The sequence below is a fragment of the Microbacterium sp. ZW T5_56 genome, assembly GCF_044987425.1.
Classification (GTDB): Bacteria; Actinomycetota; Actinomycetes; order Actinomycetales; family Microbacteriaceae; genus Microbacterium.
The window spans coordinates 101,113-127,715 of sequence record NZ_JBJDRI010000007.1 but is presented as its reverse complement, the minus strand read 5'-3'; the positions used below and the strand labels follow the sequence as shown (position 1 = coordinate 127,715).

Annotated in this window: 26 protein-coding genes; 7 read left to right on the top strand and 19 right to left on the bottom strand. The window is 67.6% G+C overall.

The features are described from left to right. Positions 1-36: 36 nt before the first annotated feature. The 8 genes from dprA to ACI3KU_RS05375 all read right to left on the bottom strand — a co-directional run bounded on the left by dprA (position 37) and on the right by ACI3KU_RS05375 (position 6,409). Positions 37-1,230 carry a DNA-processing protein DprA gene (gene dprA / locus ACI3KU_RS05410; protein ID WP_404921267.1) on the bottom strand — a complete coding sequence of 398 codons (1,194 nt, stop codon included), beginning with the start codon at positions 1,228-1,230 and terminating at the stop codon, positions 37-39. A 61-nt stretch (positions 1,231-1,291) separates the two neighbouring features. After that, positions 1,292-2,812 (bottom strand): YifB family Mg chelatase-like AAA ATPase, encoded by a 1,521-nt coding sequence (locus ACI3KU_RS05405; RefSeq protein WP_404921266.1) that lies wholly within the window; start codon positions 2,810-2,812, stop codon positions 1,292-1,294. Beyond that, positions 2,809-3,171 carry a YraN family protein gene (locus tag ACI3KU_RS05400; protein ID WP_404921265.1) on the bottom strand — a complete coding sequence of 121 codons (363 nt, stop codon included), beginning with the start codon at positions 3,169-3,171 and terminating at the stop codon, positions 2,809-2,811. The genes ACI3KU_RS05405 and ACI3KU_RS05400 overlap by 4 nt, the downstream gene beginning before the upstream one ends. Before the next feature lie 176 nt (positions 3,172-3,347). Continuing rightward, entirely contained in the window at positions 3,348-3,677 is a 330-nt protein-coding gene (locus ACI3KU_RS05395; RefSeq protein ID WP_404921264.1) for a DUF2469 domain-containing protein, read from the bottom strand. Positions 3,678-3,732: 55 nt separating this feature from the next. Next, positions 3,733-4,389, bottom strand: coding sequence for a ribonuclease HII (locus ACI3KU_RS05390; RefSeq protein WP_404921263.1), 657 nt, complete (start codon positions 4,387-4,389; stop codon positions 3,733-3,735). Then, the gene (lepB, locus tag ACI3KU_RS05385; RefSeq protein WP_404921262.1) at positions 4,386-5,201 is read right to left on the bottom strand and encodes a signal peptidase I; all 816 of its coding nucleotides are present in this window, start codon (positions 5,199-5,201) and stop codon (positions 4,386-4,388) included. Before lepB ends, ACI3KU_RS05390 begins: the two co-directional genes overlap by 4 nt. A 181-nt stretch (positions 5,202-5,382) precedes the next feature. Next, positions 5,383-5,730 carry a 50S ribosomal protein L19 gene (rplS, locus tag ACI3KU_RS05380; RefSeq protein ID WP_404921261.1) on the bottom strand — a complete coding sequence of 116 codons (348 nt, stop codon included), beginning with the start codon at positions 5,728-5,730 and terminating at the stop codon, positions 5,383-5,385. 181 nt (positions 5,731-5,911) lie between these two features. Continuing rightward, entirely contained in the window at positions 5,912-6,409 is a 498-nt protein-coding gene (locus tag ACI3KU_RS05375) for an MFS transporter permease (protein ID WP_404921260.1), read from the bottom strand. A 108-nt stretch (positions 6,410-6,517) separates the two neighbouring features. Here ACI3KU_RS05375 and map point away from each other — a divergent pair, with 108 nt between their 5' ends. Beyond that, complete coding sequence (gene map / locus ACI3KU_RS05370) at positions 6,518-7,300, top strand: type I methionyl aminopeptidase (protein WP_404921259.1); 783 nt, start codon at positions 6,518-6,520, stop codon at positions 7,298-7,300. A 33-nt stretch (positions 7,301-7,333) separates the two neighbouring features. After that, entirely contained in the window at positions 7,334-8,938 is a 1,605-nt protein-coding gene (locus ACI3KU_RS05365; protein WP_404921258.1) for a hypothetical protein, read from the top strand. Positions 8,939-8,944: 6 nt separating this feature from the next. On the opposite strand, the gene trmD is transcribed toward ACI3KU_RS05365, so the two are convergent. The 7 genes from trmD to ACI3KU_RS05330 all read right to left on the bottom strand — a co-directional run bounded on the left by trmD (position 8,945) and on the right by ACI3KU_RS05330 (position 15,164). Continuing rightward, positions 8,945-9,637: a tRNA (guanosine(37)-N1)-methyltransferase TrmD gene (trmD, locus tag ACI3KU_RS05360; protein WP_404921257.1), complete on the bottom strand. Its 693-nt coding sequence runs from the start codon at positions 9,635-9,637 to the stop codon at positions 8,945-8,947. A 2-nt stretch (positions 9,638-9,639) separates the two neighbouring features. Further along, positions 9,640-10,242 (bottom strand): ribosome maturation factor RimM, encoded by a 603-nt coding sequence (gene rimM, locus ACI3KU_RS05355; RefSeq protein WP_404921256.1) that lies wholly within the window; start codon positions 10,240-10,242, stop codon positions 9,640-9,642. Continuing rightward, entirely contained in the window at positions 10,242-10,472 is a 231-nt protein-coding gene (locus ACI3KU_RS05350; protein WP_404921255.1) for an RNA-binding protein, read from the bottom strand. Before ACI3KU_RS05350 ends, rimM begins: the two co-directional genes overlap by 1 nt. 5 nt (positions 10,473-10,477) lie before the next feature. Continuing rightward, entirely contained in the window at positions 10,478-10,915 is a 438-nt protein-coding gene (gene rpsP, locus ACI3KU_RS05345) for a 30S ribosomal protein S16 (protein WP_404921254.1), read from the bottom strand. 189 nt (positions 10,916-11,104) lie between these two features. Then, positions 11,105-12,988, bottom strand: coding sequence for a hypothetical protein (locus tag ACI3KU_RS05340; RefSeq protein ID WP_404921253.1), 1,884 nt, complete (start codon positions 12,986-12,988; stop codon positions 11,105-11,107). Positions 12,989-13,001: 13 nt separating this feature from the next. After that, positions 13,002-14,558 (bottom strand): signal recognition particle protein, encoded by a 1,557-nt coding sequence (gene ffh, locus ACI3KU_RS05335; protein WP_404921252.1) that lies wholly within the window; start codon positions 14,556-14,558, stop codon positions 13,002-13,004. 24 nt (positions 14,559-14,582) lie between these two features. Further along, on the bottom strand, positions 14,583-15,164 hold the full coding sequence (locus tag ACI3KU_RS05330; protein WP_404921251.1) for a TetR/AcrR family transcriptional regulator: 582 nt from the start codon (positions 15,162-15,164) through the stop codon (positions 14,583-14,585). A 91-nt stretch (positions 15,165-15,255) separates the two neighbouring features. On the opposite strand from ACI3KU_RS05330, the gene lipB reads away from it, so the two are divergent. Next, positions 15,256-15,909 (top strand): lipoyl(octanoyl) transferase LipB, encoded by a 654-nt coding sequence (gene lipB / locus ACI3KU_RS05325; RefSeq protein ID WP_404921250.1) that lies wholly within the window; start codon positions 15,256-15,258, stop codon positions 15,907-15,909. Beyond that, positions 15,863-16,891, top strand: coding sequence for a lipoyl synthase (gene lipA, locus ACI3KU_RS05320; RefSeq protein ID WP_404921249.1), 1,029 nt, complete (start codon positions 15,863-15,865; stop codon positions 16,889-16,891). The genes lipB and lipA overlap by 47 nt, the downstream gene beginning before the upstream one ends. Before the next feature lie 98 nt (positions 16,892-16,989). Here the strand turns inward: lipA and ACI3KU_RS05315 are convergent, their stop codons facing one another. The 3 genes from ACI3KU_RS05315 to smc form a co-directional block, all read right to left on the bottom strand. Continuing rightward, positions 16,990-17,490, bottom strand: coding sequence for a DUF2004 domain-containing protein (locus tag ACI3KU_RS05315; protein ID WP_404921248.1), 501 nt, complete (start codon positions 17,488-17,490; stop codon positions 16,990-16,992). 92 nt (positions 17,491-17,582) lie between these two features. Beyond that, positions 17,583-18,452 carry a signal recognition particle-docking protein FtsY gene (gene ftsY / locus ACI3KU_RS05310; RefSeq protein WP_404921247.1) on the bottom strand — a complete coding sequence of 290 codons (870 nt, stop codon included), beginning with the start codon at positions 18,450-18,452 and terminating at the stop codon, positions 17,583-17,585. 37 nt (positions 18,453-18,489) lie between these two features. Further along, positions 18,490-21,996 (bottom strand): chromosome segregation protein SMC, encoded by a 3,507-nt coding sequence (gene smc / locus ACI3KU_RS05305; protein ID WP_404921246.1) that lies wholly within the window; start codon positions 21,994-21,996, stop codon positions 18,490-18,492. 474 nt (positions 21,997-22,470) lie between these two features. On the opposite strand from smc, the gene ACI3KU_RS05300 reads away from it, so the two are divergent. Beyond that, the gene (locus ACI3KU_RS05300; RefSeq protein ID WP_404921245.1) at positions 22,471-22,713 is read left to right on the top strand and encodes a hypothetical protein; all 243 of its coding nucleotides are present in this window, start codon (positions 22,471-22,473) and stop codon (positions 22,711-22,713) included. A gap of 9 nt (positions 22,714-22,722) precedes the next feature. Next, positions 22,723-23,790 (top strand): GNAT family N-acetyltransferase, encoded by a 1,068-nt coding sequence (locus ACI3KU_RS05295; RefSeq protein ID WP_404921244.1) that lies wholly within the window; start codon positions 22,723-22,725, stop codon positions 23,788-23,790. Positions 23,791-23,807: 17 nt separating this feature from the next. Here the strand turns inward: ACI3KU_RS05295 and ACI3KU_RS05290 are convergent, their stop codons facing one another. Continuing rightward, positions 23,808-24,962, bottom strand: a complete 1,155-nt coding sequence (locus ACI3KU_RS05290; RefSeq protein ID WP_404921242.1) for a hypothetical protein — start codon at positions 24,960-24,962, stop codon at positions 23,808-23,810. 676 nt (positions 24,963-25,638) lie between these two features. On the opposite strand from ACI3KU_RS05290, the gene ACI3KU_RS05285 reads away from it, so the two are divergent. Next, a complete protein-coding gene (locus ACI3KU_RS05285; RefSeq protein WP_404921241.1) occupies positions 25,639-26,496 on the top strand; it encodes a hypothetical protein in 858 nt (285 codons plus the stop codon). Positions 26,497-26,603 lie beyond the last annotated feature (107 nt).

The following is a 26,603-nucleotide window of genomic DNA, read 5'->3' as shown; positions in this document are numbered from 1 at the left end:
CCACCCCTGCCGCACCACCCCCTTGCCGAACCACCTCTACGTCCCTCGCAGGGCACGCCACCCGGCTCCGTCTCGTTCCACGCGCCCTGTGAGCGACCAGAGCCCGAGCAGCGCCTCCACATCGGCGATCGAGATTCCGGCGCGGGCCGCCAGGTCCTCCGATGTGCGTGCGATGCGGGCAGAGAGCACGGCATCGAGCCGACTGGCTTCCGGGAGTTCCGCCGGCACCTCGTCCACTGAACTGACGGATACCCCCGGCAGCAACTCGATCACGTCATCGGCTCCCGTGATGCACACCGCGTCGTACTCGCGCAGCAGGCGATGACAGCCCGATGATGCGGCCGATGTGACGGGGCCGGGCACCGCACCGAGCGGCCTTCCCAGCGTTGCTGCGTGTCCAGCGGTGTTCAACGAGCCGCTGCGCCACCCGGCCTCCACCACGAGGGTGGCGTCCGTGATCGCCGCGATCAGCCGGTTTCGAGCGAGGAACCGCCACTTGGTCGGCTCACTGCCGAGGGGGACCTCGCTCACCACCGCGCCCGCACGAGCGATCTCCGCGATCAGGGCGGCATGCCCGGCCGGGTAGACCCGATCGACGCCGCCCGCGAGTATGGCGACCGTCACCCCGTCGCAGGCGAGCGCGGCGCGGTGCGCGGCTCCGTCGATGCCGTATGCGGCGCCCGAGACAACACCGATACCACGCGTCGCCAGATCCCCCGCGATCTCGACCGTGATCTGCTCTCCATAGCCGGTTGACGCGCGCGCTCCGACGATCGCGACGCTGGGCTCTGTGCTCAGCAGATCGGCACCGCCGCGCACCCAGAGCAGGAGCGGCCCCGATTCCTGAAGGTCGTCAAGCCCAGCCGGCCACTGAGGATCACCCGGTACCAGGAGCCTCGCTCCAGATCGGCCGGCACGCTCCCGCTGCTGATCGACATCGACGGCAGCCAAACGCGGAGCCCATCGTGCGTGCGCCTTGCGCCAGCGTCCCGATTCGCCGTCCGGCGCCGCCGCCGTCAGCGCGGCCGCACCCCGACGGAGGAGTTCCCACGCGTCGCGAGCGCCGTGTCGACCGATCAGCACTCCGGCATCCGCGTCCCCCGGTTCGATCACCTGGCTCCATGCGATGCGGACATCGGCCTCATCCGACGTGTGTGCGAGCCGCCGGCTCCGCAGCACCTCCCGCGTTGTCGCCGCCGACATCCCCCGTCCGCCATCTCGCTCGCTCACAGCACTCCTCCGATCGCCCCCGCCGGTGACGTCCCTCGTCCGCCTTCCGAACACCGCTCCCTCATAGCCCCACTCCCCTCTTCAGCGCCAGCGCACGGCCCACGTCTTCCAGTTCCGGTTCGTCGGAGCCGCGGAGGTCCGCAAGCGTCCACGCCAGCCGCAGCACGCGGTCATAGCCGCGCAGCGTCAGTGCCCCACGGCGAAGCGCCTGATCCAGGGGCGAGGACACCGCCGACGCCAGACGCCGCGGCCCCGTTCTCAGCCAGGAACCGGCGACCTCGGCATTGATCTGCCACGGTGTGTCCGTCAGGCGTCGTCGTGCACGCTCGCGCGCCGCGAGAACCCGTTCCCGCGCCTGCGCTGTCGTCACTCGTTCCCCACCTGAGGCCACCGTCACTCGCGTCACTGGCAGCTCGATATCGATCCGGTCCAACAGGGGACCCGACAGTCGGGTCAGATACCGCCGCACCGCGGCCGGCGGGCACGTGCACTCCGCGCCGCGAACGCCGTAGTTGCCACACGGGCACGGATTGGTGGCGAGGATCAGCTGGAACCGCGCCGGGTATGAGGCCGTGACACCCGTCCGATGGATGGTGATCGTTCCCGATTCCAGCGGCTGGCGCAGCGCGTCGAGGGCTGATGAGGCGAACTCGGCCGCCTCGTCCAAGAAGAGGACACCGTGCGCGGCTCGGGCGATGGCACCAGGGCGGATCACGCCGGAACCCCCGCCGATCAGTGACGGGATCGTTGCGGAGTGGTGGGGAGCTTCAAAAGGGGCGATGCGTGGCAGGCGCATCACGGGTTCACCGCACAGCGACCGCACCGACGCCACGTCGAGCGCGCGACGCTCGTCGAGATCCGGCAGCAGACCAGGCAGGCGTGCCGCCAGCATCGTCTTCCCCGCGCCGGGCGGGCCGCTGAGCAGCATGTGGTGACCGCCCGCGGCAGCGACGATCAGCGCCTCGACCGCTGTGCGTTGTCCGACGACGTCGGCGAGGTCCGGCGGATCCGGCATCTCGTCACCGACGACAGCGGATGTCCGAAGCGGTTGCTCGTCCCGCGGGTCGATCTGGGCACCGTGGGCTCGCGCAACGTCCGTCAGGTTCACCGCGGCAACGACCTCTGCTCCTGAGACCAGCTCGGCCTCGGCTCGGCAAGCAGCGGGCACCACCACACGCTCGATTCCAGCCCGTACGGCTGCGTGGACTGCCGGGAGTGCTCCCGGCAGGGGTCGCAGGCGTCCGTCCAACCCCAGCTCGCCCACATGCGCCGTCCGCGCGAGGGATGCCGCATCCAGCGGAAGCTCCGTCGCGAGCGCGGCGATCGCCACGGCGACATCGAATCCCGCGCCGCGCTTCGGAAGACTCGCCGGTGACAGGTTGACCGTGATGCGCCGGCGCGGGAGTGGGAGATCCTGGTTCGCGCAGGCGTTCTGCACGCGCCGTGCCGCTTCGCCGAGCGCCTTGTCGGGAAGGCCGATCAGATCGAAGCCGGGCGTGTGAGCCGATAGGTCAGCCTCCACCTCCACCATCGCTCCCTCGATGCCGTTGAGAGCCACGGCCCACGTCCGCGCGACGCTCATCGGACATCCTCCAGGTGGGCGAGATCCGCCGTCGCCGGGTCCTCACCCGTGATGCCGATGACATCGACGCGTACGGTACGACCTCGAGACTCCTCGGGATGCTCACGCACCCAGCCGAGAGCCAGCCGCCACACCTGCGCGAGCTTGCGCCTATCCACCGCCGCCAGCGGGTCGCCGTAGTCCGTCGTGCGGCGAGTCTTCACCTCGACGACGACGAGGGATCTCCCACGCACCGCCACGATGTCCAGCTCCCCCGATGTGGTTCGCCAGTTGCGCGACACAACGCGAAACCCCTGCGCCGCCAGATACGCGCACGCGCGATCCTCGCCCGCCCGACCCCGTTCATCCTTCGCTGCCATTCCCCGAGGCTCGCCGATGGACGGGCTTCATGGAGAGCAGAGGCGCCGTTCTCGAATCACTTGGCCGCAGGTGTCACCTGGGGAGGAAGCGACAGCTCCAACGAGGACCCGTGAGTCGGCAATCACAGAAATCGCCCTCCCGCGTTATCCACGGGAGGGCGATGTCACGTCGCAGGCTACTGGTCGCCGTCGAGAGACAGGTCCGCCGGCAGCTGGAAATCGCTGCTGGACAGCTCTTCGATGTTCACGTCCTTGAACGTGAGAACGCGGACCGACTTGACGAAGCGATCGGCACGGTAGATGTCCCACACCCATACGTCCTTCATGGTGAGCTCGAAATAGAAGTCGTGCTCGGAGTCGCGTCGCTCCAACTGAACGTCATTGGCAAGGTAGAAGCGACGCTCGGTCTCGATCACGTACGTGAACTGACGCACCACATCGCGGTACTCGCGGAAGAGCGCCAGTTCGAGCTCGCGGTCGTAGTCGTCGAAAGCTTCCTCATCCATATTGCCTCCATCCTATGCCGCGACGAAGGCAGGCACGGACGCAGCCCCTACCAGGTCAGAACAGCGTGTTGCCGCTGAACGACCACGATGCGCGGTGATGCGCGGATATCCCGTGCGCCTCAATAGCGTCGCGATGAGCCTGGCTCGCATACCCCTTGTTGTGGTCCCAGCCGTAGACGGGCGCGTCGAGGTGCAGACGCTCCATCAGGGAGTCGCGTTCGACCTTCGCGATCACCGACGCCGCCGATGCTGACGCGCAATCACGGTCGCCCTTGATCACGGGTCGGACGCGATAGCTCCACCCTCCGGCGGGCGAGATGTAGTCGTGATTGCCATCGAGGATGACGATGCCCTCCGCGGGGTCGAGCTCAAGAGCGGCGAGTCCCTCGATGGCGCGAATGGCGGCAAGCCCGAGCGCTCGCATGATGCCCACCTGGTCGATCTCCTGGGCAGAGGCCCAGCCCAGCGCGCTGGCGCCGACCCACGAGGCCGCCCGCTCAGCGACATCCGCACGCTTCTTCTCGACGATGAGCTTCGAGTCGCGGAGGCCGTCCGGGATCGGCTCAGCCAGGCGAGATGCGTCGAAGAACGCCGCCCCGACGGTGACCGGACCGGCAAGCGCTCCGCGACCCACCTCATCGCAGGCGATGATCCAGCGGTGTTCACGCAACAGTTCCCGCTCGAGATGGAGCGTGGGCAGAATCGGACTCATCCCGCTGTGGCCGCCGGACTCGGCTCATCTGATGGTTCGCCGTCGGATTCGGAATCGGGGACGCCGGCGAACGAGTCGCCGGTTGTGCCGAGTCCGCCGAAGCGATCGAACGGCCAGGTCCGGAGGAAGGCACGTCCGACGACGTCCTCGCTCGGCACGAATCCCTTCGCCGGCTGGTCCTGGTTGTACCGGGAGTCACGGGAGCGGTCGCGGTTATCGCCCATCACCCAGTACGAATCCGCCGGCACGGTGACGTCGAAGGGGACCACGCTGGGCATGCTCTGCCCGGGCGCGAGCTTCACGTAGGACGACTCCTCCAATGGCACGCCATTGACCTCGATCTGCTCCAGCGCATTGCAGCAGACGACGTGGTCGCCCGGCACGCCGATGATGCGCTTGATGAGGTGGTCTGAGCTGTCGGGGGCGGCGAGGCCCACCAGTGACAGCACCCATTCGACGCTGTCGACGAACGCTCCCTTTGAGGGTGCGGGAGCCTGTCCCTCCAGCCATCCGCCCGGATCGCGGAAGACGATGATGTCGCCGCGCTGATAGTCGGTGAAGCGCGGTGTCAACTCGTCCACGAGGATCCGGTCATCCACCTGCAGCGTGTTCTCCATCGATCCCGACGGGATGTAGAAGGAACGGACCACGAAGGTCTTCACCAGGAACGACACCAGCAGCGCGATCAGCACGATGACGACGACGTCGCGGAGGAACACTCCCCATCCACGGGAACGATTGTCAGCGTCATCGCGGGCGGCACGCCGAGCATCTCGGCGGGTGAGCGGGGCTGATGGCTCGGCAGTTGACATGGCATCCTTCATGGCGCGAACGAGAAACCGCGCACCGACTCAATCGTTCCACACTCCGCCACCGGGTCCCGGCGATTCGCGCGGCGACGCGCCTGTGAAGCCCCTGAAGTCCGCACGCACCGGAGGGAAAGACGACAGCACCCCGGACCGGAGTCACGGGGTGCTGCCTGAGAGGCGAGAGTCAGTTCTCGCGCTTCTCCTTGATCTTCGCCTTCTTGCCGCGGAGGTTGCGCAGGTAGTACAGCTTCGCGCGACGCACGTCACCGCGGGTGACGACCTCGATGTGGTCGATCACCGGCGAGTGCACCGGGAAGATGCGCTCGACGCCCACCTGGAAGCTGATCTTGCGGACCGTGAAGGTCTCGCGAACGCCATCACCCTGGCGGCCCAGGACGACGCCCTGGAAAACCTGGATACGAGAGCGCGAGCCCTCGATGATGTTCACGTGCACCTTGACGGTGTCACCCGGGTAGAAAGCCGGAATGTCGGAGCGCAGCGAGGCTGCGTCGACGGAGTCGAGGATCTGCATGATCTTCACTTCCTGCGCCCGCCACAGGTCAGTCGCATAAGAATGAATGAGAAATGCTGTTTCGTGCGCCTTGCAGCCGGTACTCCCCTGTGGCGGAGTGTTCGCGTGGGCAGGCCGAAGCGTGCATGATCACGGCACAAGAATCAATTATCGCACGTCGCGGATCGCCCCGCCAAATGCGTCAGGAGTGGGCAGGGTGCCCTGGCCGCGATTCCTCGACGACGACGATGTCCTCGACCGTCATGGAACCCGCACCACCCGGGCGAACGCGATCGAAGGTCTCCCGAATGAGCAGCGGTGTACGTGCGGTCTTCGTGCTGGTCCACAGCTGCCACAGGCACAGCCAGAGCACGCCGACAGCGGCGAGGATCGCCAGCACGAGGTTGAGAGCGAACAGCTGCTGAGCGTAGAAGCCCACGCCGATGGTCAGCAGATGCCAGAATCCGAACCCGGTGACATCCCACCACGAGAGTGCGCGCTGGGCGCGAACGCCCGGGCGCGAGCGCACCAGGAGCATGAGGACGAGTTCACTGACGAAGACGGCCGGAGCGAAGATCAGCAGGACCGGCAGCAGCGCGAGGCCGTTCTGATTGAAGATCGCCCAGCCCACCAGGAGCCACACAGGCAGAACGAAGGCCGCCGGAAGCAACCAGCTGTACATCGCGCGACGGATCACCATTTGGTCATGTTAGCCCCGTTCCCCGGGGCGTGGGGTCGGAATCCGAACGGCGTTCAGCACTCCCCCTGCGGATATACGGAAGAATGAGAGATACACCGAAGGGAAATCATGATCGAACTGCGCACGCCCACCGAGATCGAGCAGATGCGTCCGGCCGGACGCTTCGTCGCGGAGGTGCTGGCGACGCTGCGTGACGAGACGAAGGTGGGCACGAATCTGCTCACCCTGGATCGCCACGCCCACGACATGATCCGCAAGGCCGGTGCCGAGTCGTGCTACATCGACTACGCACCGTCGTTCGGTTCGGGCCCTTTCGGCAAGGTGATCTGCACGTCGATCAACGACGCCGTGCTGCACGGCGTCCCCTTCGACTACACGCTCCGTGACGGCGACCTGGTCTCGCTCGACTTCGCCGCCTCGGTTGACGGATGGGTGGCGGACTCCGCCGTCTCCTTCGTCGTCGGCACCCCGCGCGACGAGGATCTCCGCCTGATCGACACCACGCAGCGCGCGCTGGCTGCGGCCATCGCCACGGCCACGACGGACAAGCGCATCGGCGACATCTCGGCCGCCATCGCGGAGATCTGCCATGCGGAGGGCTATTCCATCAACACCGACTTCGGTGGCCACGGCGTGGGGCACACGATGCACGGCGACCCGCACATCGCGAACAACGGCAAGGCTGCTCGTGGCTACCCGCTGCGCGACGGCCTGGTCGTCGCCATCGAGCCCTGGCTGCTGGCAGACACCGACGAGCTCGTCACCGACGCCGACGGCTGGACGCTCAAGTCCGCCGACGGTTCACGCGGTGCGCACAGTGAGCACACCGTGGCGATCACGGCGGACGGACCGATCGTGCTCACCGATCGCGGCTTCCTGGGCGTCGACTGAGCCTCGGCGTCGACTGAGCTCGTCACGGTCGCGATGGACTACTTCGACCCCGCTGCCCTGCCGCCGTTCGACGAGCAGGAGTACGAGGAGATCGAGGACGACGGTCTGGAACGGCCGCCGCTTCGCGGGCTCACCTCGGCGCCACGGGGGCTGAACGACGTCGACTGGGATTCCTTGGAGGACGCCTACGGCGCCGCCACTGACACGCCGACCTATCTGGAGGCGATCACCAGCGATGACGACGGAGACGTCGCGTACGGTGCCTATGGCCTGTACTCGGCCACCACCCACCAGGGATCCGTCTTCTCGGCCTCGGGCGCGGCGATCCCCTTCCTCGCCGAGCTGGTCGGTCGCGACAACGCGACCGCGATGGCCTATCTCTCCCGAATCGCCGTGGGTGAGACCCACTTCGTCGTGTCGCCCCGTGATCTGGACGCCCGAACCGAGTACGCGGAGGCGGTCGCGGCGCACGGTCAGGTCATCCGTGCGCACGCCGAACGAACCGACGACGCCGAGGCGTGGCGCCTTCTCGCGTTGCTCGGACTGCTGGCCGACGCACCCGCAATCGATCTGGACACGGACGATCCGGTGCTGCTCGTCGATCGACTGCTGCTGGCGGGGTTCGTGACCTCGACCTCGGCCGAGAGTCCGGAACATGCAGCGCGCGCCCAGCGTGCCGGTCAGCTTGTCCGCACCTCCCCGTCACTCCTCGTGCGTCTCGCCGCGGCCGCCTTCCTGGCTTTCACCGGCGTCGCAGATCGCTACGCTCGGGACCTGCTGGCACATCTTGCGGGCTCCGAGGAGCACGTTGCGAGCACCTGGATCACGGCCGTGGGTCCGTTCGCCGAAGGTGCTTGGCTGTTCTCGGCGACGGACGATGAGTTAGCGAATACGGATGTGCCGGCGACGTTGCGCGTCGCGGTCATCGAGGAGCGAATCCGCCGCGCGCTGCCCGCCGGGTATGACGCCGACTCCGTCATACCCGCGCGCGCCGTCTCATGGACGTTGCGACAGATCCTCGCGGAGTCCGTCATCGCTTCCCCTGACCTGTTCGCGGGCAGCTCGTTCGCGTTGACTTCTCGCGGGCTGCCCGCAACCCGTGCCGCCGTCGAGCGCCTGGCTGGCCTCCGCGATGATGTGCTGACCGGCGTGACCGGCACGGACACGCTTGCGGAACTCATCGAGTCGCACCTTCGGTCCGGAAGCGTGCACGACGCCACCATCGCTGTGATCGTCGCGTCCGGACCGTGGTCCGTTGTGACCGCGACGTTCGAGGGCGACACGGCCGCGAGCGAACACACGACCCTCGACATCCGCCTGCCACGCTCTGTCCCGGACGATCCGATGCTCGAGACCCTCGTCTCGCTCCTCGGCGAGGCGTTGGCTCAGGGTGATCTCGGGGCGGCGACGGACTGCTTGGATCAGGCTCTCGCCCGGCCGGACGATGCCCCTGGTGCGAGAGTCGCGGTGTGCCTGCTCGCCCATGCCCTCGCGGGTCGGTTCGATGAACGGTTCGTTCCGCTTGTGCGCAGCTTCCACCGGCACCCGGAGTACTCGCCCGCGCCGATCGGTGTGCTGCGACGCGTCCGAGAGCTGCTGCCGCTTCACATCGCGCAGCGCATCACGCTGCCGAGCTGAGAAGGTTCAGTCTTCGGCGAGCAGGTCGGGGCGGCGCTCGCGCGTGCGCTCCACCTGCTGGTCATGACGCCACCGGTCCACGGCGCCGTGGTTGCCGCTGAGCAGGACAGGCGGCACTTCGCGCTCGCGCCAGACCGAGGGCTTGGTGTACGAGGGGTACTCCAAGAGGCCATCCTCGTGGGACTCCTCGACCAGGCTCTCGGGATTGCCGACAACGCCCGGGATGAGCCGGCCGATGGCCTCGACCATCGCCATTACGGCGACTTCTCCCCCGTTGAGGACGTAGTCGCCGATGCTCATCAGGCGGACATCGCCGAGTTCGCGGGCGTAGTCGAAGACGCGCTCGTCGATGCCCTCGTAGCGGCCGCAGCCGAAGACGAGATGCTCGGCCGTAGCGAGTTCGCGGGCCTTCGCCTGCGTGAAGACCTCACCCGCGGGTGAGGGGAAGATGAAGATGGGTCGTGTGTCGCTGTCCGCGGCGATGGCGTCCAACGCCTCGCCCCAGGGCTCCGGCTTCATCACCATGCCGGCGCCGCCGCCGTACGGCGTGTCGTCCACCGTGCGGTGACGATCGTGCGTCCAGTCACGCAGGTCGTGCACGCGCACATCCAGGATGCCGCTCTGTCGAGCCTTGCCGAGGAGGGAGACCTCGAGGACGTCGAAGAACTGCGGGAAGATCGAGATCGCGTCGATGCGCACGATCAGTCCTCGCCGTCCGCTTCCTGCGCGGTCTCCGCCACAGCGTCATCCGCCGCCGGCTCAAGCTCCTCGAAGAGTCCGGGAGGCGGGGTGATGGTCACGCGACCGGCGCGGATGTCCACCTCGGGAACGATCGCCGACACGAACGGCACCATGACCTCATCACCAGCCATGGTCTTCACGATCAGCAGATCCTGCGCGGGCATGTGCTCGACGCGGGCGAGACGACCGATGACGGCTCCATCGCGCACGATGTCGAGGCCCACGAGCTGGTGGTCGTACCAGGCGTCGTCCTCGTCGGATTCTGCGTCGGCATCCTGGTCGATCCAGAGGATGGCACGCACGAGCTCATCGGCGGCGCTGCGGTCTTCCACACCCTCGAAGAAGACGACGGCGTGGCTGTTCATCCAGCGGAACTCGCGCACCGTGATGGTCTTGCCGTGCCACGGAGAGGACTCGGGAACCTGCAGAGTGAACTCCGCTCCCGGAACGAACCGTCGGTCCGGGTCGTCGGTGTACAGCTCGAGCTTGAACGCGCCCTTGAGTCCGTGTGCCTTGACCAGGCGTCCGACTCGGAGCTGCGTCTTGTCCTGATGCGCGGGCATCAGTCGTCCGCGACGTCGACGCGGACGCGGGCGCCGTCGGCCAGGGCCGAGATCAGCGTCCGCAGGGCCTTCGCGGTTCGTCCGCCGCGCCCGATCACGCGTCCGCGGTCCTCGGGATGCACATGCACCTCCAGGACCTCACCTCGTGACGAGGTGGACGATGTGACCTTCACGTCCTCCGGGTGATCAACGATCCCCGAGACGATGTGTGTGAGCGCGGCGGACAGCACAGCGATTACTCGGCGTCGGCCGGGGCCGGAGCGGCCTCGTCCGCGGCGGGAGCCTCGGCAGCGGCGTCTTCAGCAGGCGCCTCCACCTTCTTCTCCGCCTTCGGCTTGATGACCGACTTCTTAGCGGCATCCGCCACGAAGGTCTCGGCCTCGCCCTTGATCTTGACGGTGGACTTCGCGTCCTTGTCGCCCTTGAACTTGCCCCAGTCGCCGGTGAGCTTCAGCAGCGCGGCAACCTGCTCGGTGGGCTGAGCGCCGACCGACAGCCAGTACTGAGCACGGTCGGAGTCAACCTCGATGATCGAGGGGTCCTCGGTGGGGTGGTACTTGCCGATCTCCTCGATCACACGACCGTCGCGCTTGGTGCGCGAGTCGGCGACGACGATGCGGTAGTAGGGGGCCCGGATCTTGCCCAGGCGCTTGAGGCGAATCTTGACAGCCACAATTCTCCAAGAAATGTAGAAGAGGAATAACGAACCGATCGCCTGGAGCGTGGGGTGCACACCCGGCGGAAGCTCTGGGGTGGATGCGCGCTGGATAGAGGGTCGAGCACGCAATCCGAAGTTCCATTCTGCCAGATTCCGCCGCTGTGTGCGAAACGTACGCAAACCGTGTCGCGGAAGGCTCGTCATTCAGCGCCCGCGGCTCTGTCCGCGGCGCAGGACGTGAGTGAGGCGGCGCCGTAGTCGCTGCACGATCAGCCACAGCGACATCACGACCAGCGCGACGATGAGCAGCATCTGCAGCCACGGCCACGGAGCCACGACCACGACACCCAGAAAGGCGACCGCGAGGATGAGGAGCATCTCGCGCAGCTCCGACCAGAACTGCGGGAGTCGGGCGGGGCGTACGCGAACTGTGGCGAGGGTCTGACCGGCGATCCCCAAGCGCGTGCGCAGCTCGAAGTCCAGGAAGGCCAACGGAAGATCAGGGCGCACCCCGAGCGTCTCCTCCGCGGCGGGGAAGCGCGCGCCCCACGTCCCTCCGGTGATGCGCTGGCGCGTGTCCTCGACGGAGCCCGGAGCCTCGAACGCCTTGAGCATCACGGTGGGGATCTCTCCCGCCGGGGCGTCACCCGCTCCCGTGCCCGCCCCTTCCACCACGACGTAGTCGCCGGGGCCGACACCGAGGATGTCCAGCGCCAGTCGGCTCATGAGCACGACGTCGCGCTCGGCGGAGGCCGGGTCGGCGAGTGTCGTGCGCATGGTGAGGTGGGTGGGCTTGCCGACCACGCGGTCACCCGCGGTGCCCCGTTCCAGACGCACCGGGCTCAGTTCGGCGATCTCGCCGTTCTCCAGCCCGCACGCCATGCGCAGCACATGGTCGATCTCCACGACGTGCTCGGGTGCGGCATCGGGCGATTCCGCACGGATCACCACGGCCGCCACGGCGGATGGCGCGGCGGTGCCGTGTCCGACGATGAGCGCGTGGGAGCGAACCTCCACGACATCAGGACTGCCCAGCGACTCGTGCAGCCGCCGCGTGATCGAGACCACGGACTTTCCCCCACGCTCGATCCCGGCCGGCGTGACCGTGGTGACGAGGGTGACGCTGCCGGGTTGCGGCGTGGGGATGCTCGAAGCCGGCGGAAGCATCCGCCCATAGGTGCGGGCGCTGGGCGTGCCGCTCTCGTCGGCGAGGCGGGTGAGGGCTGACGGCTGCGCCAGGAGGCCAGCATCGGCCAGGACAGCAGCTCCCCCATCGGCAAGCGCACCCGCAGTCGCCCGCAGGGCGGTCGCATCGGATCCCCATGCGTCGGCGATCGCGCCGACAGCCGTGAGACGCTCGACCACGGCGATCTGGGAGAGACCCTCATCAGTGGGGCGCATCGCCGCGCGGATCACGTCTCCCGTCTCATCGGTGAGCGCTCCCCCGCGAGCCACGTACGCGTACACGCCGGGAAGCTCCTCCCCGGTCTCCAGCACCACGCGAACGCCGGACGCCGCGTCGAGCCAGACGCGACGGTAATGCGGAGCCTCCGTGCGATCGAGACCGGCGAGCTGACCCGGATCGGTGAACTGCACGTGCAGCTCGAGCTCGGCAGCGCTCGATGGGACGATCGTGGCGGGCAGCGCTCCGTAGCCGGCGAAGAACCCCGCGTACGCGAGCCCCACCCCCTGCACGCGCGCCCGCACGGAGGGAAGCACGAGTGCGTCCGGGATCTCGCGGAACTTGTGACGCAGCTGCGACGGCGCGGCATTCGACCCGATCGCCAGGACCGGCACCCTCGCGTCCATGCCGACGACGTGGAATCCCTCCAGAACCCTCGACAGCTGAGGAGCCGTCCGCGCTCCGTCGGTCACCCGAGCGCGTGTCTCCTCGTCGACAGCCACCCGGCAGAGCCCGAGTCGAGTCGGCGACGACAGGCCCGCATGCAGCGGCACGCCGTCGCGGTCTCGCAGTTCCCACAGTCCGTCCGCCGTGACGAGCACGGAGCTCTCCGGCCAGAGCCCCGGATAACTCTCGGGGACGAGACGCGGCGCGGAATCGGCGGCGAAGCGGGGGTCGTCGATCATGCCGGCGCGGAGGTCAGCCGTTGCCGAGCATCTTCTGCAGCTCGGCGAGGTCCTCAGCGCTGGGGGTCTTGTTGCCGCCCAGGCCGAATCCCGACCCCGTCGGCGCTGCGGGAGTCGCAGCGATCTCGGCCTGCTGTGCGGCGCGCTTGGCCGGGTTGCCGGAGCGCGGCACGCCGCCACCCTTGACCTTCTTGCCCCCGCGCTTGGCCGAGGCGCCGGGCTTGCCACCCGGAATCGGACCCATGCCGGGGATGTTGGGAACGCCGCCACGCGCGACCGTCTTCATCATCTTGGCGGCCTGCTCGAATCGCTGTACCAGCTGGTTGACGTCGGTCACGGTCATACCGGAACCCCGCGCGATGCGCAGGCGCCGCGACCCGTTGAGCAGCTTGGTGTTTCGGCGCTCGGCAGGCGTCATCGAGCGGATGATGGCCTCGGTGCGACCGATCTCGCTCTCGTCGAAGTCATCGAGCTGCTGCTTCATGGAGCCCATGCCCGGGAGCATCCCGAGCATCTTCTTCATCGAGCCCATCTTCTTGAGCTGCTGCATCTGCTCAAGGAAGTCCTCGAGAGTGAACTGCTCGGTGGCCAGCTTCTCGGCGACCTTCATCGCCTCGGCCTCGTCGAACGTGGCCTGTGCCTGCTCGATCAGGGTGAGGATGTCACCGAGGTCGAGGATACGGCTGGCCATGCGGTCCGGGTGGAAGGCCTCGACGTCATCGAGACCCTCGCCCGTGGAGGCGAAGATGATGGGGCGACCGGTGACCGATGCCACCGACAGTGCGGCGCCACCGCGAGCATCGCCATCGAGCTTCGACAGCACGACACCCGTGAAGTCGACACCCTCCTGGAATGCCTTGGCGGTGTTGACCGCATCCTGACCTATCATGGCGTCGATGACGAACAGCACCTCGTCGGGCTGAATCTCCCGGCGGATGTCGGCGGCCTGCTTCATCAGCTCGGCATCGACACCGAGGCGTCCGGCCGTGTCGACGATGACCACGTCGTGCTGCTGACGGCGGGCATATTCCACACCGTCACGCGACACCTTCACCGGGTCGCCGACGCCGTTGCCGGGCTCCGGAGCGAAGATGGTGGCGCCCGCACGCTCGGCGACCACCTGGAGCTGATTCACGGCGTTGGGGCGCTGGAGGTCGGCGGCCACGAGAAGCGGCGTGTGGCCGTCCTTCTCGAGCATCTTCGCCAGCTTTCCGGCAAACGTCGTCTTTCCAGAACCCTGCAGGCCGGCCAGCATGATGACCGTCGGAGCAGTCTTCGCGAACTGCAGCCGGCGCTGCTCACCGCCGAGGATGCCGATGAGCTCCTCGTTGACGATCTGCACGACCTGCTGGGCGGGATTGAGCGCGCGGTTTACCTCATCACCGAGGGCACGCTCGCGCACCTTGGCCGTGAACTCCTTCACGACCTCCAGCGCCACGTCCGCATCCAGGAGGGCGCGACGGATCTCGCGAACGGTGCCATCCACGTCCGCGGGCGTGAGCTTGCCCTTCGTGCGCAGATTGCGGAAGGTCTCGGTGAGACGATCTGAGAGCGTGCCGAAAGTAGCCATGATGCTACGAGTTTACGCGAGGACTCAGCGGATCGTCGCCGCACCCGGCATCGCGGCGACGAATGCCAGCGCCTCCCCCAGCCGATCCGCCAGCGCGGTGCGTCCGGATCCGTCACGGGCCCACCGCTCCACCGCGGCGAGCACGGCAGATCCATAGGCGGAGCCGATCACCTGTGCACGCAGCGGCGTCCAGCCTGCGGCCCGCAGGGCGCCGGTGACGGCCGTGCCGATCCGAGCGGCACGCGCAGTGCTCTCGCGCTGAAGATCCGCCGCGGCACCCATCGCCTCGTCGTTCGCAATCGCGAGCGCGAGCGAATCGGGCGCGAGTCCGTCCGAGAACGCCGCCAGCGCGGCGAGAACGTCTCGGGGCGCGGCCCCCACACGCAACTCCAGGGCGGTGATCGCATCATCGATGCCGGCCCACAGCACATCGTGCTTGGAGGCGAAGTAGTTGAAGAAGCTGGAGCGGCTGACACCGGCGCGGGCAGTGATGTCCGCCACATTCGTCGCCTCGTATCCACGCTCGAGGAAGAGCTCGCACGCCGCTTCGGCAAGCGTCTCCCGCGATGACGCCCGAGGCCTGCCCTGCCTGCTCTCCACACTCACCAGATCACTGTACCGAGACACCCTGTTGTCATGCGGATCGAATCGTATGGCATTATTGGACGCCGTACAACAATTGAAGCAAGGAGGCGAGATGGACGTGCACGTGGCAGGGTTTGCCCCCGATGCCGTTCCGTATGCGCGGGGCTGGGAGCTACAACGGGAGATTCACTCGGCCGTGGTCGATGGGACGCGCCCCGACACGCTGATCCTGCTGGAACATGAGGCGGTCTACACCGCGGGCAAGCGCACCGAACTCTCGGAGCGCCCGGATGACGGCACGCCCGTGATCGACGTGGACCGCGGCGGCAAGATCACGTGGCACGGTCCGGGTCAGCTCGTGGGCTACCCGATCGTCCGCCTGCCCGATCCGGTGGACGTCGTCGAACACGTGCGCGGACTGGAGCGGCGCCTGATCGCCGCGCTGCGTGTGTTCGGCATCGACGGTCGACAGGTCGCGGGCCGCAGTGGCGTCTGGGTGACGGAGGCCGGCCGTGACGCGAAGGTGGCCGCTATCGGCGTCCGCGTGGAGCGCGGCGTGACCATGCACGGCTTCGCGATCAACGCGGACTGCGATCTCGCCGGGTTCGCCCACATCATTCCCTGCGGGATCACGGATGCCGGCGTCACCAGCGCGACTCAGCTCACGGGCGAGCGCATCGGTGTCCGCGACCTCGTCGCTCCCGTTCTGGCTTCCTTCGATGTCGACGTGGTTCCCGACCTCCTCCGAGCGGCGGTGGCGGCATGAGCGCGATGGCCCCGACGGACGCAAGCTGCTGCGTCTGGAGATCCGCAACGCCGAGACTCCGATCGAGCGCAAGCCGGAGTGGATCCGCACGAAGGCGAAGACCGGGCCGGAATACCTCGGGCTCCGCGCGCTGGTGAAGGACGAGGGACTGCACACGGTCTGCCAGGAGGCGGGCTGTCCGAACATCTACGAGTGCTGGGAGGACCGCGAGGCCACCTTCCTCATCGGCGGATCCGACTGCACGCGGCGCTGCGACTTCTGCCAGATCGCGACCGGCAAGCCCGCGGAGTACGACACCGACGAACCCCGACGAGTGGCGGAGAGCGTGGCGAAGATGCAGCTGCGCTACGCCACGGTCACCTCCGTCGCTCGCGACGACCTGCCCGATGAGGGCGCCTGGCTCAACGCCGAGACGGTCCGCCGAATCCACCGGGACAATCCGGGCACCGGGGTCGAGCTCCTCGCCACCGATTTCTCCGGGCGCCCCGACCTCCTCGACGAGGTGTTCGCGTCGCGCCCCGAGGTGTTCGCCCACAATGTGGAGACGGTGCCGCGCGTGTTCAAGCGCATCCGACCGGCGTTCCGCTACGACCGTTCGCTGGGCGTCCTGACGCGCGCGCGGGCGGCGGGACTGATCACCAAGTCCAACCTCATCCTGGGCATGGGCGAGACCGACGACGAGGTCAGCCAGGCGATGCGCGACCTGCATGACGCCGGTTGCGACATCCTGACCATCACCCAGTATCTGCGCCCATCCCCGCGCCACCTTCCGGTCAATCGCTGGGTCAAGCCGGAGCGCTTCGTGGCGTTTCGCGAGGAAGCCGAGGAGATCGGGTTCCTCGGAGTCCTGGCCGGTCCGCTGGTGCGCTCCTCGTACCGTGCGGGTCGGCTGTGGGCGCGCTCGATGGTCTCGAAGGGGCGCGACATCCCGGAGCAGCTGCTCCATTTAGCCGACGCGGACGAGTTCGCGCAGGCCGTGTGAAACAGCGCCGTGTGAAAACGACGCCGTGTCATAACGACGCCGTGTCATAACGACGCCGCCGCCCGAAGCACCGGGCGGCGGCGTCTGTGTTCGCGGGATCAGTCCGCGGATGTCACCGAGAGCACCGAGGCATCCGACGCGAGGTTGACCAGCAGCACGTCATCCGTGGAATCGGCATCCAGCGCATACTCGAGGACCGCGAACGGATCGGTGCCGCCGTGCTCGTCGGCGAGGATCGTGACGCTCATCAGGCGCAGCGCCTTGATGATGTCAATGGCTGTATCACCCGAGACGTCCGTCAGGTAGTCCTCCAGATCATCGCCCAGGGTCTCCTCCTGCGAGATCACGTACTCGGTCACTTCGCTGGTGCGATCCCCCAGCTGGCCCACCATCGCCTCACGACACCGCAGGTCGAGATGCTCGAGCCCGGTGATCATCGCGGCGGCGATGTTGAGTGCGTCCGGGGCGACGTCGTTCTCGTCCGGAGCGGTGAGGTCCACGGTGACGGACTGGTCGCCGAATTCCACCGTCTCCGACCAGAAGATCGAGCCGTCGGGGCCCGATTCGAGCAATCCGAAGAAGTCGTGTTCGATCGCCATACGCCTATGTAATCAGTCTCCGCGGGGCGAGGGAAGTCGCCACGAGCCGAACGTCGTCATGCAGCCGGTGCGAAATCGCACTGACGACCGGATTAGGAAACGAGCTGTTCGGCGAACACGTGCGGCGTGAAGCCGGTGAGATCGCCGATTCCCTCGCCCTGGCCGAGGAGCTTCACCGGGATGCCAGTGCGCTCCTGCACGGCGAGCACGAAGCCGCCCTTCGCGGAGCCGTCGAGCTTGGTCAGCACGAGACCCGTGACACCGGCGTGCTCCAGGAACGACTCCGCCTGCATCACGCCGTTCTGGCCCGTCGTGGCGTCCAGGACGAGAAGGACCTCGCTGATGGGGGCCAGCTTCTCGACCACGCGCTTGATCTTGCCGAGCTCGTCCATCAGGCCGCCCTTGGTGTGCAGGCGACCCGCGGTGTCGATCAGCACGATCTCCGTGCCGGTCTGCTGCGCGTACTGGATGGTCTGGAACGCGACGGAGGCGGGATCCTGACCCTCCTGCTGCGGACGGACGATGGCCGCTCCCCCGCGCTCGGCCCAGGTGGCGAGCTGCTCGACGGCGGCGGCGCGGAACGTGTCCGCCGCACCGACCACGATGGAGCGGCCATAGCGACGCAGGAAGTGCGCGAACTTGCCGATGGTGGTGGTCTTGCCCACGCCGTTCACGCCGACCACCAGCACGATCGCCGGACGCTCCGTGAGCTTGAGGGTGGTGTCGAACTTGGCGAAGTGCTCCTCCAGCGTCTCCACCAGCATGCGCTGCAGGTCTTTCGGGTCCGTGGTGCGGAACCGCTCCACCTTCTCACGGAGCTCGTCGATGATCCGCTCGGTGATGTCCGGACCGAAGTCGGCGGTGATGAGCGCCGTCTCCATGTCCTCCCACGTCGTCTCATCGATCGTCGGCTTGACGAAGATGCCGCGCAGCGCACGACCCAGGGACCACTTTTCAGCCATGCCCCCAGCCTACCGACCGGTCCGCTCGCTGACGCGCCTACACGCGTGCCGCGCGGTCGCCCACCCGCTGACCAACAACCGCGGACACACCGTCCTGGCGCATCGAGACGCCATAGAGCGCATCGGCGATCTCCATCGTGCGCTTCTGGTGCGTGATGACGATGAGCTGACTGGACTCGCGCAGCCGTTCGAACACCCCGAGCAGTCGTCCCAGGTTCGCGTCATCCAGGGCCGCCTCCACCTCGTCCAGGATGTAGAACGGGCTGGGTCGGGCCATGAAGATGGCGGTGAGCAGAGCCACGGCGGCCAGTGAACGCTCACCGCCGGACAGCAGTGACAGCCGCTCGATCTTCTTCCCGACGGGACGCACGGACACCTCGATGCCGGTGGTGAGCATGTCGGTCGGATTGGTGAGGGTGATCGATCCGGAGCCCCCGGGGAACAGAATCGGGAACACCTCGTCGAACGCGACACGGGTGTCCTCGAAGGCACTCGCGAAGATGGTCTGCATGCGCTCATCGAGCTCCGCGATGATCGTCATCAGATCGGCGCGTGTCTGGGTGAGGTCGTGCAGCTGCTCGGTGAGGAACTTGTGGCGTTGCTCGAGCGCCGCGAACTCCTCCAGCGCGAGCGGGTTCACCCGCCCCAGCTGGGTCAGCTTCCGCTCCGCCTCCTGGAGCCGCTTCTGCTGAGCACGCCGCTCGAACGACACGGGCTCGGCCGTCTCGTCCGACTCATCGGGCATCAGCTGCTCAGGACCGTATTCGGCGACCAGCACATCCTCGTCCAGACCCAGCTCGCTCTGCACTCGCTCCAGCAGGCTCGTGACGTGCAGGCGCTTCTCGTGCATCTGCAGCTCCAGGGAGTGGACGCTCTCGGTCAGGGCGCTCAGACGCTCTCGGACACCCTCGTCCTGCGTGCGGATCTCGATGAGCTCCTGTGACTGTGCCGCACGCGCGGCCTCCGCCTCGGCGAGCGCGACCCGCGCCTCAGAGACCGATCGGTCCACCGAGGACAGCACCTCCGGAAGCTCGTCGATCACGCCCTGTGCGGCCTGACGCTGTGCGCGACGGATGACAGCGCGCCGAGCTGCTTCCGCGGCAGCCTCCCGCTCCTTCTCGCGCTGGCGCTCCAGCCCCACAGCGCGCGTCTCGGCGGATCGCACGCGCTCGCGCAGGGTCTCGATCTCCAGTCGTGTTCGCACCTCGGTCTCGCGCGCAGCGTCCAGCACCGCCAAGAGCCCATCCCGCGCCGAGGCGTCGAGAATAGGACGCGGAACCTCCAGCGCACGGGTGAGCTCCGCGGTGGCTGCGACCGACTTCGCCTCCGCGTCTGCGACCGCAGCCTGCGCCTGAGCGAGACCAGCCGCCAGGCGCTCGGTCTCGGCGGCCGCGGACTCCAGCCGCGACGTGATCTTGCTGACCCGCTCCGCGTGGGCGGCGACGGCGGCGTCGAACTCCCGCAGCGTCTGCAGCGCATCACGCGAAGCTCGTCGTGCACGCTCCAGGACATCGAGGGCGTCTTCTCGTGCGTCGCTGAGGCTGTCGACGATCACGCGGACCTCGGCGAGGCGTTCCACGGCAGCGTCACGTTCGGCGGCGAGCTCCAGCCGGCTCGTCTGACCCGAGCCGGCACGGAGGGTGAACGGCGTCCACACCTCGCCGGCACGGGTGACGATCGTGACCGGCAGGTCGAGATCGGCGAGGGCTGGTGCTGCGGCCACGGCGGCGTCCAGATCGTCGGCGATGAGGACGCTGCGCAGAACTCCGAGAATTCCCGCGGGTGCGGTGACAACGGCGGTGGCCGGCACTGTTGCGGGCACAGTGGGCAGATCCGCGGCGGGCACCGCAGCATCAGCGATGGCGATGTCCACAACACCGAGATCATCAGCGCGCACGGATTCCGCCACCCGCAGAGCGTCGGTTCGAGATTCGACCAGAAGGCCCTCGGCGAGAGGTCCCAGAACGGCGGCCACGGCCGACTCGTAGCCGGCGGTGACGCTGATGGCGTCGGATACCAACCCGCGAACACCCTCCCCCGCAGACTCCGCCAGCCCGCCGGCGGCATTGCGCGCGGCGAGCGCGGAGCTCAGGGCGGACGATTTCGCGGTCAGCGCTTCAGCCTCGCGCTCCGCCGCGTGCAGGCGCTCACGAATGCCCTCGACTTCACTCTCGGCGGCGGTGACCTCACGCTGTGCGCGCTCGTACGTCTCCGTGTGAGACGCCGTCGTTCCGTCGGGTGCCTCCTGATCGGCCAGCAGCTCGGCGGCCTCAACCGCCTCGATCCGACGAGCATCGGCAGCATCCCAGGCATTCTGCTGACGAAGCACCGCCCCGCGCACCGCGGCCAGGGCTGAAGCCGCTGCCTCCGCCTGGCCACGGAGCTTGGTGATCCGCATATCGTGCTCACTGACCAGGGCGCTCTGCTCGGCGATCTCCAGGTCGAGCGCGTCCAGCTCTCCGCGCGCCCGGACGACCTCAGCAGCGGCTGCGGTCGCAGCATCGCGGGCATCGCCCAGGCCCGCCGCGATCTCGTCGATCTGCGATCGTGCCTCGTCGATGTCTGTCTGCGTGACAGTCACACCCGGCTGCACATCGTCATCGGATCCCAGCAGCGCCAGCCGCTGATTCGCGAGAGTGAACAGACTCCGCAGCCGTTCCTGCGCCTGCTCAAGACCGAACAGCACGCTGCGAGCGGCGTCGACCTCGACGGTGCTCTGCTGCTTCTCCAGCACATCCATTCGAGCGCGCAAGCCCGCGGCCTGATCCTGCAGCAGCGCGCGCTCGGCGTGACGCTCCTGCTCGTTACGCGCCGCGTCAGCCAGTGCGGTGCGCAAGGTCACCAGATCGTCGGCGAACAGTCGTGCCTTCGCGTCACGCACGACGGCGGCGATCGTCGCGGCCTCGCGCGCGATCTCCGCCTGCTTCCCGAGCGGCTTCAATTGCCGACGGATCTCACCCGCGAGATCGCTGAGCCGCGTCAGGTTCGCCTCCATCGCGTCGAGTTTGCGGAGGGTCTTCTCCTTGCGGCGACGATGCTTCAGGATTCCCGCGGCCTCCTCGATGAACCCGCGCCGATCTTCGGGCGTCGCCTGCAGGACGGTGTCGAGCCGCCCCTGCCCGACGATCACGTGCATCTCTCGGCCGAGACCGGAATCGCTCAGCAGCTCCTGCACATCCAGCAGCCGCACGGACTCACCGTTGATCGCGTATTCGCTGCTGCCGTTGCGAAACAGCGTGCGAGAGATGGTGACCTCGCTGTACTCGATCGGCAGCGCGCCATCCGCGTTGTCGATAGTGAGGGCCACTTCCGCGCGCCCCAGTGGGCCGCGCGTGGAGGTGCCGGCGAAGATGACGTCCTCCATCTTCCCGCCGCGGAGGGTCTTCGCACCCTGCTCCCCCATGACCCAGGCGAGAGCGTCGACCACGTTGGATTTTCCGGAGCCGTTCGGACCGACGATGGCGGTGACCCCCGGCTCGAGGGCGAAGGTGGTGGGTTGGGCGAACGACTTGAACCCCTTGAGCGTGAGGCTCTTCAGGTGCATCCGTGCCCTCCTGGCCGTTGACTTACCTGCCCACGTTACCGGATGCCCGCACGACGGCTGGGGAGGCGCGACACGCCGCGACACGCCCGGAATGTTGACTTCGTTCGCGATTTCGCGCTAGCGTCGCTACCCGAACGACGAAAGGAGGATGCCATGTTCATGAAGAACCGTCCCGCCACTGCAGGTGACTTTGCTCGCTGCGCTGCAGGAATCAACGCATCCCTTCGTCGTGATCCCGGTCACGTCGGGGCGTAGCAGCGCCAGCCCGGAGTAGAGCACCGCTCCTCCGTTCGCCCCTTCCGACATCGCGTCGATCTACGCATCCTCTGGTGCGCCGTCTTTCGAGACGCCGCCCGTGCGACGCCCGATCGCGGTGTCCGGCTCCTCGCCGCCCGTCGAGTCATCGACTCACCCGCATCCTCATGCATCGCGCTTCGGCACGCGCCGCGCGCATATCTAACGAAGGTCACCATCGTGAACACTGTTCTCACCAGGCCTCAGGGCCTGACCCACCCCCCTCAACAGCTGCCGACGCCGCAGCGCCTGGCTCGTCTCGGCCTGTTCGACCGGATCACGCTGCGGATCGGTCTCTGGCTGATTCTGCGTGCCGAGCGGCCGAAGGTCACTCGCCGCCCTGGCGAGGATCGCGACACTGTCCGCGAGCAGCACGAACTGAGCGTCCAGCGCGCCATCGTCTTCGGCTCGATCATCCGATAAGGAGTAGACATGACCACCATCCGACAGATTCCCATCGCACCGGACGACACCACGGTCACGGCCGACATCGAAGCCGCGACCGCGCTTCGCAACACGGTGTACTCGATTCCCTCCGGAACGAGTGAGGAGGACCCCACTGCCGCGGCGTTCCTCCAGGAGTTCACCGGCACCACCCAGCTCCACCGCCTCTGGCTGTGCGAGCTGGGTGGTCGCCCGGTGGGCATCGCCCGCATGCATGCCCCGTTGGAGGAGGGAGCCACGTCCTCCTACGCGGAGATCCTGGTGCTGCCCGAGTACGAGAGCAAGGGAATCGGAACCCTCGCGCTGCGGGTGATCGAGGACGAGGCGCGCAGCCTCGGCCGACTCACGCTGATCGGCGAGGCTGAGCATCTTCCGGATCCGGCCCTACCGCGGCTGTCACCGCCGACCGGGTTCGGAACGATCCCGGAAGATCACATCGCGCGTTTCCTCGCGGGCCGCGGCTGGAGCTTCGAGCAGGTGGAGCGTAAGAGCACGTTCGATCTGACCGCAGATCTCTCACCGGTACGCGAGCATCAGGGACGAGCCGCCGCAGCGGCTGAGGGCTACGAGGTGCTGGCCTGGGATGACGCCACTCCGGCGGAGTATCTCGAGCCGATGGCTCGGCTGTACGAGCGGATGTCCACTGACATCCCGACGGCCGCGCTGGAACTCGTCCCGGAGAAGTGGACCGCCGAGCGCGTCATTCAGCGCGACGAGCGCCGAGCCGCCTCCGGCGATCACACGCAGATCACCGTGGCGCGGCACATCGCATCCGGCGAGCTCGTCGCGTTCAACGTGCTTGCTCGCGAGATGTCGGATCCGGCCAGCACGACGTTCCAGGGCGACACCCTGGTGCACGGTGAGCACCGCGGGCACCGCCTCGGCATGCTCGTGAAGACCGCCGGCATCCTCCGGTGGCGGGAGCGCAACCCTAAGTCGACACGGATCCTCACCTGGAATGCCGAGGAGAATCGACCGATGCTCTCCATCAATGAGGAGCTCGGCTTCGTTCCCGCCGGCTACATCGGTGCCTGGCAGAAGCGGCTGACGCCGTGACCGACGCGACGACGGGCTCAGTCCTGCGGGATCTCTTCGCCTGTCGTCGCGTCGAACACGCGTGACGTGTCCTCGTACTTCCCCTCGATCGAAACGCTCAATTGGAAAAGCCCGTTGGACTTGCGCACGTACACATCGCTGATCTCGGCACCCGGCGTCTCTCGGTAAATGCGCTGGGTCACGTCCCGAACGAGTGCCGCGTCGATGTCCGCGACAGTGAACGGCTGGGCGTAGTCGCTCGCTGTGGACGCCCAGGGCTCATCCAGCCGCCCATTGCGCAGCGCATACGTGTCAATTCCGATCGGATCGGATTCACTGTGCACACCCAGGGAGATGAAGTCGGCGAAGACGATGAGGTGCTCGAGTTCGCGATCGCCGATCTGATCCTGCAGGTCAGCTAGATCCAGAGGCAGGCGAGCGGAATCCCACAGCCCGTGAACCTGTCCCGACCACCGCGCGGGCAGCTCGCCGACGGTTGCGCTCAGTCGGTCGGCGCCGTTGAACGCGTAGAGGAGAGATCCGGTCGCGCCGGTCACCACACAGACCAGGACGATGGTGATGTTGAGGGCGCGACGCGCCGGTTTCATGAGTCGGGCATCGGGGATCGTCACCGTGACGGGCGTCGAAGGCTCTTCGGCCGCCGCGGGCATGCGTCCGTACTGCTGCGGTGCGGCTCGCAGGGCGTCCGCCCACTGCGGGCCGGGACTCAGATCAATGACGAGCCGCGATTCTGAGGCCGCGATGACCACATACGTTCCGTTCGCCAGATTCGGCAGGTCACCCAGGGTGATGAACTGGGAGATCGTCTCCCGCTTCGGCCGCCCCGTGCGCGGGAAGGTCGTCACCACGATCTCGAACAGATGGTGGAAGTTCCGCACGGTGACGCCCGCCTCGCGCAGGGACTCGATTCGTCCGATCATCCGCGGTGCGTCGGCGGGGGCGGGTTCCCCAGGCTTCGCCTTCATGGCCTCCGCGATACTCAGCCCTGCTGTCGTCTTGGCGCCCGCGATGAGCGCCAGCGGGCCGATGAAGCTGATACCGATTATCCCCACCACGAAGGGCGCTATTGTCCCCAGGCCCTCGCCGAGCGCAAGCGAGATGCCACTGGCAACAAGCGCTCCTGCACTGATCCAGAACAGCACGAGCAGGACGCGACGACCCCAACCCTTCATGGCCTCAGCATAGCGATGCGCTCCGGGCCGGCCGTGGCGCTCCGTCGCTGGTCCCTGGAGCGGGCGTCGTCGTAGCATGTGGGAAGGGGGAAGTATGACGGCTGATCACGATCGGCGCGCCGCGGAGGATCCGCGGACGCCGCCGCAACAGCTCGCGAACATCGCGACGCGTCGCTGGGATCTGCACACGATCATCGTGCGCAACCCCGCGACGCATCCGCCGTTGCGTCAGTGGATCGCGTCCGTGAACCCGGCAGCAGTGTCACGCCCCGGTCTCGCGCAGGAGTCGGACGCACCTGGTGCCCACCGCCGTGGTCCTGCCGCACCCGTGTCGCCCGCGCACGGGCCGGGCACACCGGTTCCAAGCAGAGGCGGTCCAGGCACAGGAGTTCCGCGCACGCCCTTCTCGAACACGCCGGTTGCGGGCACAGGAGTTCCGGGCACAGGAGTCCCGGGCACCCGGGTTCCAGGCACGCCCGGTCCGGCTCGGCCGTCCGGGCGCCAGGCTTCGCGCACTCCCCCGTATGTGCCGCGGCGGATCGCGCCGTCCGCGCCATTCGCCCCGCGCGGGCCCTACGCGCCGCCTCCGGGTCTGGCGGGATATCCCGCACCGCCCCCGCGCTCCCGGCGGGGATGCTGGTTCGCCGGGTGCGGCTGTCTCGGCGTCATCGGAGTCGTGATCGCGCTCGTCGTCGTGCTGAGCGGACTGGGTGGCGCGATCTCTGCCACGGGTTCGCGTCCGAGCGCTGCCCCGGTGATCACGACGCCACCGAATCCCACACCCACGCCTACCCCGACGATCGATCCGGAAGCCGCTGCGCTGGCGCAGCAGCTGGCGGCCTTCGCCGCCGAGCGCGACGCGTACTACGCTCTGTATCCCGCCGTCGACGGCAACCCGGTCGCGGCACTCGTCGCTCGCCCCAACGACTTCCACCGATTGGAGCGGCAGGCGGCGGATCCTGCCCTCACCAGTGTCGATGCGGCGTCCCTGGTTGCGCAGGCCGCACAGCAGCGGAAGGACCTGCAGCAGCGCGTCGATGCGGCAGCCGGGCGGCGCAATAACGACAGCGGCACGATCGCCGAAGACCTCGTGGACCGCGCCGGTAACGGGTTCATCGATATCCGGTGGGATGCCGCCGATGCTTGCGCGCTCACCATCACGGACGAGTGGCGCACCCTCGGATGCGTGAACGGCGACGATCTGCTCACGGTTCATCTGATGCCCGGCGACCAATTCGCGAACGAGTGGATGGTTCAGATGGTCACGGTGCACGAACTGGCGCATGTCTACCAGGGCGCCGATGCGTATCGGCACGAGAACTACAGCGGGGAGAGCGACCGCCTTCTTGCCGAGGGGTACTTCGAAGGAAGCCGCGAGAAGATGGCCGATTGCTACTCCCTGGCTTACTTCGACCAGTGGTCGCTGTGGTACGACAACACGACCGTCGGGTACGGCTACGTCTGCGGTGATGGCGAGCGACAGGCCATTCGGGACTGGTTCGCCACGCTTACCGTTCCACTCCCCCGAAGCTGATCGCGCGGCTCCGGTCGAGCAGCGCCGGTGGAAGATTGAAAACACACCGCGGAGACGGCTGCGGGGTGTGTTTTCGCCCTTTCACCGCGATCACGGGCGGCTCTTCG